Source organism: Clostridium peptidivorans, from assembly GCF_900205925.1.
In the GTDB taxonomy this organism is placed as follows: domain Bacteria; phylum Bacillota; class Clostridia; order Clostridiales; family Clostridiaceae; genus Clostridium_AK; species Clostridium_AK peptidivorans.
Genome location: NZ_OAOD01000017.1, coordinates 15,927 through 29,542 on the forward strand (window position 1 = coordinate 15,927; position 13,616 = coordinate 29,542).

Annotated in this window: 15 protein-coding genes; 6 read left to right on the forward strand and 9 right to left on the reverse strand. The window is 30.4% G+C overall.

The features are described from left to right. Nucleotides 1–215 precede the first annotated feature (215 nt). Nucleotides 216–1,274, reverse strand: coding sequence for an HD-GYP domain-containing protein (locus CRN98_RS13105; RefSeq protein WP_097027880.1), 1,059 nt, complete (start codon nt 1,272–1,274; stop codon nt 216–218). Nucleotides 1,275–1,539: 265 nt separating this feature from the next. Between CRN98_RS13105 and CRN98_RS13110 the strand changes: the two genes are divergently transcribed. Then, nucleotides 1,540–1,869 (forward strand): hypothetical protein, encoded by a 330-nt coding sequence (locus CRN98_RS13110; protein ID WP_097027881.1) that lies wholly within the window; start codon nt 1,540–1,542, stop codon nt 1,867–1,869. Nucleotides 1,870–1,916: 47 nt separating this feature from the next. Here the strand turns inward: CRN98_RS13110 and CRN98_RS13115 are convergent, their stop codons facing one another. The 4 genes from CRN98_RS13115 to CRN98_RS13130 all read right to left on the reverse strand — a co-directional run bounded on the left by CRN98_RS13115 (nt 1,917) and on the right by CRN98_RS13130 (nt 5,369). Then, nucleotides 1,917–2,339: a Fur family transcriptional regulator gene (locus CRN98_RS13115; RefSeq protein ID WP_097027882.1), complete on the reverse strand. Its 423-nt coding sequence runs from the start codon at nt 2,337–2,339 to the stop codon at nt 1,917–1,919. A 76-nt stretch (nt 2,340–2,415) separates the two neighbouring features. After that, on the reverse strand, nt 2,416–3,312 hold the full coding sequence (locus CRN98_RS13120; RefSeq protein WP_097027883.1) for an HD domain-containing protein: 897 nt from the start codon (nt 3,310–3,312) through the stop codon (nt 2,416–2,418). Nucleotides 3,313–3,483: 171 nt separating this feature from the next. Then, nucleotides 3,484–4,656 carry a hypothetical protein gene (locus CRN98_RS13125; protein ID WP_097027884.1) on the reverse strand — a complete coding sequence of 391 codons (1,173 nt, stop codon included), beginning with the start codon at nt 4,654–4,656 and terminating at the stop codon, nt 3,484–3,486. A gap of 104 nt (nt 4,657–4,760) precedes the next feature. Continuing rightward, nucleotides 4,761–5,369, reverse strand: a complete 609-nt coding sequence (locus tag CRN98_RS13130; RefSeq protein ID WP_097027885.1) for a CBO0543 family protein — start codon at nt 5,367–5,369, stop codon at nt 4,761–4,763. A 284-nt stretch (nt 5,370–5,653) separates the two neighbouring features. Here CRN98_RS13130 and pflB point away from each other — a divergent pair, with 284 nt between their 5' ends. The 5 genes from pflB to hepT all read left to right on the forward strand — a co-directional run bounded on the left by pflB (nt 5,654) and on the right by hepT (nt 9,594). Beyond that, a complete protein-coding gene (pflB, locus tag CRN98_RS13135; RefSeq protein WP_423237104.1) occupies nt 5,654–7,882 on the forward strand; it encodes a formate C-acetyltransferase in 2,229 nt (742 codons plus the stop codon). 22 nt (nt 7,883–7,904) lie between these two features. Further along, on the forward strand, nt 7,905–8,606 hold the full coding sequence (gene pflA, locus CRN98_RS13140) for a pyruvate formate-lyase-activating protein (protein ID WP_097027887.1): 702 nt from the start codon (nt 7,905–7,907) through the stop codon (nt 8,604–8,606). A 111-nt stretch (nt 8,607–8,717) separates the two neighbouring features. Then, nucleotides 8,718–9,176: a type VII toxin-antitoxin system MntA family adenylyltransferase antitoxin gene (gene mntA, locus CRN98_RS13145; RefSeq protein WP_097027888.1), complete on the forward strand. Its 459-nt coding sequence runs from the start codon at nt 8,718–8,720 to the stop codon at nt 9,174–9,176. Continuing rightward, on the forward strand, nt 9,169–9,303 hold the full coding sequence (locus CRN98_RS18070) for a hypothetical protein (protein WP_278335428.1): 135 nt from the start codon (nt 9,169–9,171) through the stop codon (nt 9,301–9,303). The genes mntA and CRN98_RS18070 overlap by 8 nt, the downstream gene beginning before the upstream one ends. Nucleotides 9,304–9,309: 6 nt before the next feature. Beyond that, a complete protein-coding gene (hepT, locus tag CRN98_RS13150; RefSeq protein ID WP_207653596.1) occupies nt 9,310–9,594 on the forward strand; it encodes a type VII toxin-antitoxin system HepT family RNase toxin in 285 nt (94 codons plus the stop codon). A 70-nt stretch (nt 9,595–9,664) separates the two neighbouring features. Here the strand turns inward: hepT and CRN98_RS13155 are convergent, their stop codons facing one another. The 4 genes from CRN98_RS13155 to CRN98_RS13170 form a co-directional block, all read right to left on the reverse strand. After that, nucleotides 9,665–10,393 (reverse strand): VanZ family protein, encoded by a 729-nt coding sequence (locus CRN98_RS13155; protein WP_242960953.1) that lies wholly within the window; start codon nt 10,391–10,393, stop codon nt 9,665–9,667. Between the two features lie 76 nt (nt 10,394–10,469). Beyond that, on the reverse strand, nt 10,470–11,015 hold the full coding sequence (locus tag CRN98_RS13160; RefSeq protein WP_097027890.1) for a transposase: 546 nt from the start codon (nt 11,013–11,015) through the stop codon (nt 10,470–10,472). 81 nt (nt 11,016–11,096) lie between these two features. Then, nucleotides 11,097–11,543 (reverse strand): VanZ family protein, encoded by a 447-nt coding sequence (locus CRN98_RS13165; RefSeq protein ID WP_179632138.1) that lies wholly within the window; start codon nt 11,541–11,543, stop codon nt 11,097–11,099. A 70-nt stretch (nt 11,544–11,613) separates the two neighbouring features. Further along, nucleotides 11,614–13,275, reverse strand: coding sequence for a S41 family peptidase (locus CRN98_RS13170; protein ID WP_097027892.1), 1,662 nt, complete (start codon nt 13,273–13,275; stop codon nt 11,614–11,616). Nucleotides 13,276–13,616: the final 341 nt, after the last annotated feature.

The window sequence follows — 13,616 nt, forward strand, 5'->3', positions numbered from 1 at the left end:
TTATTTCCAATTCAGTATACCCATGAAATTAGAATTTTATTGATATTTTATCATTTTAATTTTTATAATAATGAGGATAATATGCCTGTATTGCCAGCATGATTGAAGATACAGTAAGCGTTATAGATATTGCAAAATCGCTAGCCTATAGACTAGCGATTATTTTCATTATATACTATAAACTAGCTATTAGTTACTATCTGGGCTAATGTTATCTAAATAACCATCTCAACAATCAAGCTAGGATTTTTCAGCAAATCTATTTCATAAAAAGGTATTGAGGAATTCTGATCTACATCATAAAACATTCTAATTACAGGTCTATCTGGAAACCCCTTATTTTGTCTTATAACATATCCTTCCTCACCACTAGAAATTCTTACTCTACACCCTAAAGGATATATAGCAAAGGTATCTTTAAATTTTTGAACAATATCCATATCAAAACTTGTCCCCGAACCTGAAAGTATAAGTTCATATGCATCATTTGGACTAAACTTTCTTCTATAGCATCTATCATTACTTATTGCATCATATACATCACAAACGCAAATTATCTTAGCTGACTTAGATATTCCATTACCAGAAAGTCCATAGGGGTATCCTTTTCCATCTACTCTTTCATGGTGCTGCTCTACCATATTTACTATAGAATCCCCAATGCTTATATTTTTCTTTAAAATTTCCGCTCCATACACAGGGTGCTTCTTTATTTCTTTAAATTCTTCATCTGTAAGCTTTCCTTCTTTATTTAATATCTTATTAGGTATTTTAGTTTTTCCTATGTCATGTAAAATTCCACCTATTCCTAAATCCTTTAAACTTGCTTCATTAAATCCTGAGCTAAGTCCTAAGAAGGAAGTCATAATACAAGTGTCTAATGAATGTACATATGTATAATTATCAAAGGTTTTAATATCATTTAGACTTTTATTTACATCGCCTAAGTCTATGATGTATTCAATTAGATTTTCCACAACACTTAAACATTCTTTTACCTGCTTTTTATTTACACTATTTACACTATTTATAAGGCCGCCCATGGTTTTCATGGTAATTTGCTTAAGCTCTGATAAACGTTCATCCTCTACTTGTACATCATCTAATCTTTCATCTTCTACATAAATATAAAATACGCCTAATTGCCTAAGCTTTTTTATATACAGGTCATTAAGCTCCATACCTGCACGTAAAAGAACTTTACCATCACTTGATAAAATACTTTTACCTAAAACCTCTTGCTCCTTAACTCTATTAATAAATTCCAGCCTCATAGCAATACTCCTTAATTTCCCTCATATTTTATGCTATCTCAAGTAAATAATACCATAGTTTACAAATAAATAGAATACTTTTCTGACCATTTTAATGAATTTTCAGCATAATCCAATAAGCAATTTAATAGCTTTAGCTTAAATTTATAGTTTGATTTAAGAATTAAAAAAACTGTATATTTTCTCATTTAATTCCACATATTTACTTATAATATTGATTAATATATAATATATTTATATAGTAAAAAGCTTAAGGGTGATGTTATTGAGAAATAAAAAAATCTTAAAGTATGTAATTTTATTATCGGTGATTTCAATTCTTTCCATAGTATTGCGAACTCGAATTATTAGCTACAAATCTAAAGAAATAAACTATGCAGTAGAATATAACCTTACCCATGGAATGTTTAATCGCTATAAACTTTACAGCGTCCACAATCTTGAAATGTCTTATTCTGATGGAAATATTGCAGTAGTTAGAGTTGAAGGTATCGAAAAAAACAAATCTCATAGAAAAGCACTTTACAATGTATTTCTTGAAAGAACATCTAGAGGAGTATGGAAAATTAAAAAACTATATCCTATAATAGAGTAATACTAAAAACCGCTAGTATCTATAATTTAGAAACTAGCGGTTTTTTATTATTTATGCTTTTTTATAGTACAATCTCTACACACACCTTGAAACTTCAAATCTAAATGTGTATCTTCACTTAAAGTAAACCCTGTTTTATTTCTTATAAGCTGCTCTACTTGTTGCATTGGACAATCTATTTCTACTTCTTTATGGCATACAGCACACTCTAAAATGTGCTTATGTTCTTCATGATTCATTACATAATTGTATTTGCCATCACCTAGGTCAAATTTATTTATTATTCCTTTATTTGTAAAAAGCTCAAGATTTCTATATATGGTAGAAAGGTCTAAAGACTCTCCTCTATTTTTAAGCTGTTCATTTATCTCGTCCACAGAGAGAGCATTTTCACTATTACTTAATATACTTATTAAGATTAGCCTTCCCTGAGTTATCTTTATTTTATGCTCTTTTAAAATTTTCTCCATAATTATTTCACTGCTTTCAATTTAATCATAAAATCTTTAATTAATTTTATCATTAAACAATACAATTTTCAATGCTCTAGAAGTAAAGTCTTCCCTCTATTCTTCTTTCATAAGGGGTCCATGTATTAGGTTCCATATCCTTTGTAATTATATCTAACTTATTAAAAATTGCATCAGTATAATCAGCTAAATGTACTACATAAGCCTCCTGTGTACTTGGTGTTTTTGGAGAACCATATTCCTGCTTTCCATGATGCTGAATTATGCAAGCCTTCATTCTAGTTTTAAACTCTTGGCTGTAACACTTAGGATCTGCATTAAAAGCCTCTTCAAGCATTGATACTCCAATTACAATATGACCTTCCATATCGCCTCTTAAAGTATATGAAAAAGGGCCATCATAATACAGCTCTTCTGTTTTTCCTATATCGTGAAGTTTTGCTGCTAAAATTGCAATTTCCTTATTTCGAATATCGTATCTATGAGCAAATACCCTAGCAAGATACATAACATTTAAAGTATGCTCTGCTAAACCACCTAAATAATTATGATGTTGGCTCACTCCACCTATTCCTCTTTTAAACTTATCTAAAAACTTCTCATTCTTAAAGAAATAATCATCTAAAGCTTTAGTTTCTCTACTTATAAATTCTTCTTTAGATATATCTTCTATGTCCTTCATAATATCCTCTATAGGACGCTGAACTTTGGGAATATAATCATAAATATCATAGGACTCTACCCTGTTTACACTTTGAACATCAAAATAGTTTCCTTGAGTTCCTTTAATATTTAATACATCCCCTACCTTTAGCTTTTGCTTTTCATCAAGCAAAGTAACTTTCATATCTCCAGTAGTGTCTCCTACATATGCGGTGATACTCGTTTCTCCTTTGCTAACTATTTTTTTAATCATAAATGTAGATTCTATAGTTTTTCCTGGTGCTATATCCTTTATAAAAACACTTTTCATATGTATCACATCCTCTTTTATTATTATGGACAAATATGTTTTCTATTATTAGTTAATATAATAAAAAATAACTCAGTAAGTTCCTTTAACTACTGAGTTATATTTATATATTAATAAACTATTTTAGTTGGTTTCATTATATCATCTATTTTTTTAGCCCGCAAATAAACTTTAAATCAAATTAAATATACTTGCAATTTGCATTAGCACAGCTGAATCCGTATTTGTCGTTATTGCATTTATTAAAGTATTTTTTTCATTTTGGCTAAGTCCGTTATATATACCCTTTATCACCGCAGCATCATTACTATAATTATAAGATGGATTAGCTATAAGCTTATTTAATGTCTGCACCATAAGTGATATTATTTTATTTCCTTCTTTAGATCCTGTATTATTTAAAGCTCCTGAAAGCTGATTTCTTGCTTTTGTAAGAAGGTTTATTTTTTCTTGCTGTGATTTTTGTTCTTGCTCTGCCGTATTATTCCCCTGGTTTTTTTCATTATCTTTGATTGTTTTATCTATATCACTTGCTATATCTTCTGCCTGTTTTTTACCTTCTGTACTTTTAATATTTTTTGAAATATCCTTTAAGCCATTTGATATTTCATTCAATACACTTTGTGATGGATTTTTAATTCCCTGCTGAATCCTATTTAGAAGCTCCTCAATTTGTTTTTTCTCTTCACTACTTAAAGCCTTTTTTCTTAAATCATTAAGTTTATTTTTCAAAGCTTCCAGTTGATTTTTTATCTCGTTATTATTATATAATTTTGATGGATCAAATTGATCTATTTTAAGAGTTAATATGCTATTATCCAGTACTACAGAGCTTATGTCCACAGGTATTATATCCTTATTTATATATATCTTCTCATCCATTACCTCTATGCCTTCAATTTTACGATTCTTAACCTCATTTAAAACCATAGCTTTAGTAATTGGAAACTTGCCTACTTTAAAATTTATAGGATTATAAATTATATTACTTTCATCATACTCTATATTTCCAGTGCTCCAAGTGATTACATTTATTCCTTTATATATTGCAGGTATTCCCATAGTTAATTTATCATCGTTAAATTTAAATTGAGGAGTTTTTATTACAATGTTTCCTATTTCCTCTGGAGATTTGTATACCGCTGCTAAAAGTGAATTTACTTCTTTTTCAGTAAATGCAGCTGTACCACCTGTCTTCTCTGCAATTAAAATCCTATCTAAAGACTTAAAGGAAGGTTCCTCTAAAGTATACCCTGATTTATTGAAAGCTAAGCCTATAGATATTCCTACTGCTAAAATTAATATTAAAATAATTGAAAAAATAATTTTTATTACGCGCTTCATTAGTATCACCTCTACATATATTTTACACTTTATTAATACGATACTTCTTGTTATATAATTCTACAAATTAAATAATTTTATATAAAACTAAGTATTATTCTTTATCAAATCTTATCTCGTGAATGTAAACCTCTAAAAATATATCCACCTCCAAAGCCTAATAATGAAGATATAATTCCAACTTTAATCTTGCCCTTGCTATTGGATTTTATAGTGCAAGCAGCAGGTTTTATAACTACTTTTTGAATATACGCATCTTCACTTTTAGCTTGCAAATCAAGCCAATAATAATACCCAGACCAAATAAACCAGCTAATATACCAAATAATATAAGAATAAAATATATTATATCTAGACCTATAACTTATTAAATTGGTGTACCTCTCCATTAAAAACTCAAGTACTATTATGGGAGTAGTCCACTTCAGTGCCTTAATAGCCTTTGCCTTTAACCCCTTTGGTGAATATGCAAGCCACAATAATGCCAAAACAGGTATTAAGAAAAAATTAAATGCTACTGAAATAATTGGCATGTTTATTATTCGTGCAGGATAAGTCCATAAGTTAAGCATCTTTGCTGTCCAAGCCCAAGTACTTGAATACACTATAACGAAATACTTCATATAAATATATTTCTTAAACTTACTTCTCTTTAATCCATATACAATTATTGAAATTATAATTATAACATATTGAATCACTATCTCTATCATTTTGAAAGACCTCACTAATTCATAATTATATATATTGTTCCTTATTTATGTAGATTTAATTCTTAAGTAATTTATACTAATTTAGTCCAAATTCTATAAAGAAACTTAATCTACTGCTCATATCTCCCATTTTATTTATATTTTTAAAATTGACATATATATTGTTATATGTTAGTTTTATATTGTAGTAATACTTCAGTACATTAATTTGTAATTTTTATATATCGTTTGTAATATAACGTACATTAATTGTTATTTTTATATATATTGTTAGGAGGTTGTTATTGTTGAGAAATGAATGGATAGGATTTAACCAAGGATTATGGACAGGCGAAATAAATGTTAGAAACTTTATCCAAAAGAACTATATGGCCTATGTTGGAGATGATAGTTTTCTAGCTAAAGCAACAGATAGAACTAAAACTCTTTGGTCAAAAGTTGAAAAACTATTAATAGAAGAAATTGAGAAGGGCCTATTAGATGTAGATACAAAAACCGTATCTGGAATAGATAATTTTGCACCTGGATATATCGATAAGGAAAATGAACTCATTGTAGGTCTTCAAACAGATGCTCCACTTAAGAGAATGGTAAATCCTTTTGGTGGAATAAGAATGGCCGAGCAATCCTTAAGTGAGTATGATCATGAAGTAGACCCTGAAATGCATGAAATATTTACAAAATACAGAAAGACTCATAATCAAGGAGTTTTTGATGCTTATACAGATGAAATTAAAAAGGCCCGCAGCGCAGGACTTTTAACCGGACTTCCTGATGCTTATGGAAGAGGACGTATCATAGGTGATTTCAGAAGAATAGCTCTTTATGGAATAGATTTTTTAATTGTTCAAAAGAAGAAGGACTTATCAAATATTAAAAGCCCATTAGTTGAAGAAACAATAAGACTTAGAGAAGAAGTAAGCGAACAAATTAAAGCTCTTGAAAAAATAAAAAATATGGCTATGTCCTATGGTATTGATATATCTACTCCAGCTAAAAACGCTAAGGAAGCAATTCAATTTTTATACTTTGGATATCTTGCTGGAGTAAAAGAAAATAATGGAGCTGCAATGTCCATTGGGAGAAATACTACATTTATAGATGTATATATTGAGAGAGATTTAAAAAATGGAGTATTAACTGAAATAGAGGCTCAGGAGCTTATAGATCAATTTGTATTAAAGCTTAGACTTGTAAGACACTTAAGAACTCCTGAATATAATCAGATATTTGCAGGAGATCCAAACTGGGTAACAGAATCCATAGGTGGAATGGGACTAAACGGAAAAACTTTAGTTACAAAAACCGCCTTTAGATTTATAAATACCCTTGCAAATTTAAGTCCAGCACCAGAACCAAATATCACAGTTTTATGGTCTGAAAAACTTCCTGAAGGATTTAAAAAATACTGTGCAAAGATGTCTATAGAAACGGACTCACTTCAATATGAAAATGATGATATTATGCGTCCTTTATATGGAGATGATTATGCTATAGCTTGTTGTGTATCTGCTATGCAGCTTGGAAAGCAAATGCAATTCTTTGGAGCAAGATGTAATTTAGCAAAGTCCTTGCTTTACGCTATAAATGGCGGTGTAGATGAAAAGAAAGGCATGGTGGTTATACCTGGAATTCCCAAGATAGATGATGAAATATTAGATTATGAAAAAGTTAAAGAAAACTACTTTAAAGTGTTAGAATATGTGGCAACTATTTATATAGATGCTTTAAATATAATTCACTTCATGCATGATAAATACGCCTATGAAGCAGGACTTATGGCACTTCATGATACGGTAGTTCATAGATTCTTAGCCTGTGGTGTAGCTGGATTATCCGTTGCAGCAGATTCATTAAGTGCTATAAAATATGCTAAAGTTAAACCTATAAGAAAAGATGGTGTAGCTGTGGATTTTGAAACAGAAGGGGATTTCCCTAAATACGGAAATGATGATGATAGAGTTGATGACATTGCTGTAGAAATAGTTAAGAGATTCATAAAGGAACTTAGAAAAACTCCTACTTATAGAAATGCAGAGCATACATTATCCGCTCTTACTATAACTTCAAATGTTATGTATGGTAAAAAAACTGGTTCAACTCCAGATGGAAGAAAACTAGGTGAGGCTTTCGCTCCTGGTGCAAACCCTATGCATGGACGAGATATAAATGGAGCCCTTGCATCACTTAATTCTGTGGCGAAGATACCTTATAGAGATGTCTGCCAGGACGGTGTATCAAATACCTTCTCCATAATTCCTGATGCATTAGGAAAAGATGATAATGGAAGAATTAATAACTTAGTTTCCATACTTGATGGATATTTTGCACAAGGCTCTCATCATTTAAATGTAAATGTGCTTAATCGTGAAACTTTAATTGATGCTATGGAAAATCCTCATAATTACCCTACTCTTACTATAAGAGTATCTGGTTATGCCGTAAACTTTGTAAAACTTTCAAAGGAGCATCAGCTAGAAGTTATTAAGAGAACTTTCCACGAAAGAGTGTAATACACGAGAGGAGGGCTTGTTTATGACAAAAGGATATATTCACTCTACTGAGACCATGGGACTTGTTGATGGACCGGGCATAAGAACTGTAGTATTTTTTCAAGGCTGTGTACTCAGATGTGCTTATTGTCATAATCCTGACACATGGAGCTTTGAAGGAGGACAAGAAGTATCCCCTCAGGAGCTTTTAAGTAAAGTCCTTCGCTTTAAGCCCTACTTTGAAAAATCTGGTGGTGGAGTTACATGCTCTGGCGGGGAACCCTTAATGCAGCCAAAGTTTTTACTAGAATTTCTAAAGCTTTGCAAAGAAAATAATATTCACACAACCATTGATACTTCAGGAGTTGGTGCGGGAAACTATGAAGAAATACTTAAATATGTGGATCTTGTTCTTTTAGATGTGAAGCATTATGATAGGGACGGTTATGAACAAATTACTGAACATAGCATGGACAAATTTAATGAGTTTACTGAAAGCATCCTTAAATCGAATGTCCCTATTTGGATTAGACATGTAGTCGTTCCTGGAATTACTGACAGTGAGGAACATATGATTGAACTTAAAAAGTTTATATCTAAGTTTAAAAACCTAGAAAAAGTAGAGCTTTTACCTTACCACACTTTGGGGGTAAATAAATATGAAAAGCTCGGGATTCCGTACAAGCTGGACGGCATTGAAGCAATGGAAAAAGAAAGATTGAAAGTATTGAGTAATCTCTTATAGGGGCCAGACCCCTGGGTATTTTTCCCAGGGGTCTGGCCCCTTAATACTTGATAAAAAACTACTCCATGTATATAATAAATATAAATGTTATATATAAAAGGTGGTGTTACCTTGATTAAGTTTAACAAATTAAATCCAGACGAAATAATAAGCAAATTACCTTTGCTTCATGATTTATTTGATAAATACTCTAATAAAATTGCTGCAGCTTACCTATTCGGTTCCTTTCATAACAAAAACACAACACCATTAAGCGATATAGATATAGCAATTTTATTTTATAGCAATATCGACAATGATGAAATGAATATTATTGAATCTAATATATATGAAGATTTAACTAAATTCCTTAAAACTGACGAAATTGATTTAATGAATTTAAATACTGCGCCTTTAAATATGCAATATGGTGTATTAAAAAGCAAAGAATTTTTATACTGTGGTGATAAAGACTTTATTGTAGATTTTGAGAGCAACATTATTTTAGAATATCTTGACTTTAAACCCTATCGTGAAGAAATGGATAGACTATTTTTAGACTCTATTAAAGGGGTGAAAACAAGTGGATAGTAAATTAATTACTCAACTTAGATTACTTAATCAATATTTGACTATTTTAAATAAGATAAAGACTGAGAATAGAGATGTATTTTTAAATGATGAAATTTTGCAAGGAGCTGCCGAAAGATATTTGTAGTTATCTATAGAGACTTGTATTAATATAGGAAATAGAATTTTAAGTCTTGAGCAGTTTAAGCATAATATTAATCCACCACAAACCTATGCAGATATATTTGAAAACTTATCACTAATTGGGATTATAGATAAAGATTTTTCTGTTGAATTAAAAAATATGGCTAAGTTTAGAAACAAATTAGTTCATTCTTATTGGGAAATTGATCATAGTTTTGTATATGATTTGATACAAACTAAGCTAAATGATATTATAAAATTTATGTCTATAACATCTGATTATGTAAATAAGTAAAATAACCTTTTATAAGGGTCAGACTCCTGGTTAATTTTACCATGAGTCTGACCCTTATAAAATTCATTTATTATATTCCATTGTTTTCAATTTTAGAAAATCTCCTTTTTAGTGTTGTACTAAGTCTTTGATAACCACACCATATAACTGTTCCCAAAATAGCTCCTGAAAAATCTAGCAGCACATCCCCTACCTCAGAGGTTCTACCTTTTACAAAACTTTGATGAAACTCATCTAATACCGCATAAAACAAAGCTATAAATAAAACATATACTATAACATTTTTATTTCTTATACCAAACTGCCAAAATACATTAGCAATTAAAATAGCAAGCATTATATACTCAAGTGCATGTGCTCCCCTTCTTATAAGGTAATTTTGAAATTTAAGCTTTTTATCATTTGCTGCATTACTAGCCTTTTTTACAGTACTTGAATTATTACTTTTATTAGAAACACTGGTATTCTCTTTAGTTGCTTTTGTATTATTATTTTTGCTTACAGTATCATTATTCTTAGCTTCAGAATTCTCTTCCTTACTAACTTGAGTATTATTTTTATTTGAAATATTGTTATTCTTATCTCCAGAGCTATCTAACTTCTTAGCTTCTTTATCAATATTAAAGCTTTCCACGCTCTTAGGCTTTTTTACAGTATTTTTCATCTCTATATAGTGTTTTTTTATGTTCTTTAAAAATTGCTCACTTCTAGCATTTGACTCCAATCCATTTTGAGAAGAATTATAAAATATAAATCCCATCCATGCTAAACATAATATTATAGATATAATTTTTTTCAAACTTTTACCTCCATCTTCTTTAAGGGGCCAGATCCCTGGATGATATTCCCAGGGGTCTGGCCCCTTGTTCATTCAATTATATCACACTTTCAACAAATGCTTTATATAGTTCTGCTTTAGAATCTCCCCTAAAATACGAAAGTATTTTATCTGATGATATTAGCCGTTCTTTTGCTTTCCCTATATACATACCGTAACTACTCCACTTATATTCCTCAGGAAGCTTAACCATGTTAGCTCTTACAGGATTTAAATGTATATACCTACTAACCTCCAAAAAATATCTATCATCTTGTATTAACTCTGATTTATATCTATCTTGAAACAAATGCCCTACGTAATTATATTTTTTATTAAAATTACTTGCATATCTACTGTGTACTCTTCTCACAAAATCAGATATATCCCTATCTTCTGTGCCTACTAAAAGATGTACATGATTTGTCATTAAAACATATGCATCTATATGATACTTATCATCATAATATTTTATAGCTTCTTGTAAATAATTTAAATATACTTCATAATCTATTTTATCTCTAAAGATATCATTTTTATGATTTCCCCTAGCAATTACATGGAGTTCAGCCCCTGGATACCACTTATGCTTTTGTCTTGGCATTTATCCTCACCTTCATTTTCCATTGTTATCTATGATTATTAACATAAAATCAAATTTTAAACCGGGGCCAGACCCCTGGGATTAAATCCCAGGGGTCTGGCCCCTTACTTTCATCATCACTGCAAGTATTAACGCAAAAATCCCACCTGAAGTATCAATTAAGACATCTCTAAATCTTCCTTCTCTTCCTGGAATAAAGATTTGATGAAACTCATCAGAACAGGCATATAGAAATGTTATTGCCAAGGATATAATTAAACTTTGCTTTAAAGAATAGTTATCTTCCAAAGCATGAAATAACAATACATATAATATAAAATACTCTGTAAAGTGACCAGCTTTTCTAACTATAAAATTGGCAAGTTCTCCAAAATAACTGTTCAGATCTATACCTAAAGTATTCATCATTTTTAATACAAATCCACTCTTTTCATCTGATACCACTGCAGGATCATTTGAAAATGAAAATATAACTGCCATCCAAATTACTACTAATATCCATTTAAAATATGTTTTCTTTGATTTCATATATTCCTCCATCGATACTATTTTATCCCAAGGGCCAGACCCCTGGAATAAACTCCCAGGGGTCTGGCCCCTAATTTATCAGAATCTTTGTCACTGTTTCTTTATTTAACTTCTTCCCATCTTCATCCTTTACTTTGTCACTTACTACAAGATAATAAAACCCCTGCTTTAATTCATCTTTTAATTTTAAGCTAACTTTACTTCCCTGTGTTACTTCTATATTTGATGGTATGCGCTGCCCAGTATCTCCATTTATTAATTCAATAGTTTCATTATTTGCAGTTTTAGGATCTATTGCTGTATTAAATGTTATGGTAAATGTTTTATCTGTACTATCTTTAATTAAGCTTTTTAAAACTTTATCATTAGGATATAAAAGATTTGTTTTGTCTTCTAGATTTTCATCTAAACCTTCATTAGAAAAACTTGTCCATCCATTTTTCTTACCTAAAAATAAGTTATCAATATCTATATTATCTATAAGATATTTATAAGCTTCCCAATTTTCATCTTTTCTAGCTTCATTAATATTTATATAAAAACTTTGATTATTAATTAAAACCTTTATATACCCTTCTTTATTATCTAAAGATACTATGCTATGACTATTATCTACTTCACTTAAAAGCAAGTTTGCTAAATATAAGGAATTAATATACTTATCATCTACCTGAAAATCTGGACTTACTCCTACGCGATTTATGGTATTTCTATAAGGAGATAAAAATTCATAGGTAGTGAGTTTAAGAAAGCTTCCGTCACTTAAAGGAAATATACCTTGAGCCACTCCCTTCCCATAGGTAGTTTGTCCTATAAAAATGGCTTTCTTATAATCCTTTACCGCTGCTGATAGAAGTTCAGAGGCACTTGCACTATACTGGTTAATTAAAAAAATCACAGGCTTTTCTATTACCATGTCATGCTTATAAGCTTTAAAACTTGCCGAAGCTCCTGCACCATTTTTCATTATCATAAGGGACTTGTCTCCTACAAAATATCCTCCAATATCCCTAGCTGCTTCTACATATCCACCTGAATTATATCTTAAATCTACTATGTATGCCTCTACATTGGCTTTTGCCAGCTTTCCTAGGTTTTGTTTAAATTCATCTGGCGTATTTTCTCCAAATGAATTAATTTCTATGTATCCTATATGATTGTTTAAAACCTCACTTTCTACTGTAGGAAGAGATATTTGCTTTCTTATTACATCCACCTCTAGGACACTTGTATCTCTTTGTATAACAAGATGGACACTAGTTCCTTCTTGTCCTTTTATATAACTTATAGCCTGTTCTGAAGATAAGCCCTTTAAAGTAATATTATCTGCTTTTACAACAATATCTCCTACTCTTAATCCTTTTTCTTCTGCTGGAGAAGTTTTAAAAACACCAGTTATCTTCACTCCCTCATCATCCATAAGTACCTGCACACCAATACCTGTGAACCTATTATCTATACTACCAGTAAAATTCTCATATTCTTCTTTAGTAAAATAACTAGAGTAAGGATCATTAAGCTGCTTTACTATGCTTTCTATAGAACTTGAATTTAAGACTTCATCTGAGACATCACTTATATAGTACTTTTCAATTATACTTTTGGCTTCTGATAAAGTGCTATCTCCTGCTGCATTGACATATGAACAATTAAGACTGCTTATAAGTATTACTAGAGCCGCAAAAATTCCTATGGTTTTAGTTCTTGCCTTTTTCATTTTAAATAATCTCATAAAGTTCTCCCCCGTATATCACATATCTAATGATATTAAAGTGTATTCTGTTGATATTATTATATCAAATAATTTAACAAAAAAAATACAGAAACTTTTAATTTATGCATTTTTTCTCACTAGCTATTGTAAAGCTTTATTTTGTTTTTTTACATTTTATCCCAAGGGCCAGACCCCTGGTTAAATATTCCAGGGGTCTGGCCCTGTTCAATGCTAAAAAAAAATCCAGTAGAATATTTTTACTCTACTGGCAGGATCATTTGAAAATAAAAATATAACTACCATCTAAATTATTACTAGTATCCATTTAAGATAACTTTTCGTTTTCTCCATGAAATATT

Bases quoted from the DNA above. Each gene is read 5' to 3' on its own strand.
- pflA (WP_097027887.1), top strand. From the start codon at position 7,905: ATGACAAAAGGATATATTCACTCTACTGAGACCATGGGACTTGTTGAT.
- CRN98_RS13120 (WP_097027883.1), bottom strand. From the start codon at position 3,312: ATGAAAAGTGTTTTTATAAAGGATATAGCACCAGGAAAAACTATAGAA.
- CRN98_RS13160 (WP_097027890.1), bottom strand. From the start codon at position 11,015: ATGCCAAGACAAAAGCATAAGTGGTATCCAGGGGCTGAACTCCATGTA.
- CRN98_RS13125 (WP_097027884.1), bottom strand. From the start codon at position 4,656: ATGAAGCGCGTAATAAAAATTATTTTTTCAATTATTTTAATATTAATT.
- CRN98_RS13105 (WP_097027880.1), bottom strand. From the start codon at position 1,274: ATGAGGCTGGAATTTATTAATAGAGTTAAGGAGCAAGAGGTTTTAGGT.
- CRN98_RS13130 (WP_097027885.1), bottom strand. From the start codon at position 5,369: ATGATAGAGATAGTGATTCAATATGTTATAATTATAATTTCAATAATT.
- CRN98_RS13115 (WP_097027882.1), bottom strand. From the start codon at position 2,339: ATGGAGAAAATTTTAAAAGAGCATAAAATAAAGATAACTCAGGGAAGG.
- CRN98_RS13170 (WP_097027892.1), bottom strand. From the start codon at position 13,275: ATGAGATTATTTAAAATGAAAAAGGCAAGAACTAAAACCATAGGAATT.
- CRN98_RS13165 (WP_179632138.1), bottom strand. From the start codon at position 11,543: ATGAAATCAAAGAAAACATATTTTAAATGGATATTAGTAGTAATTTGG.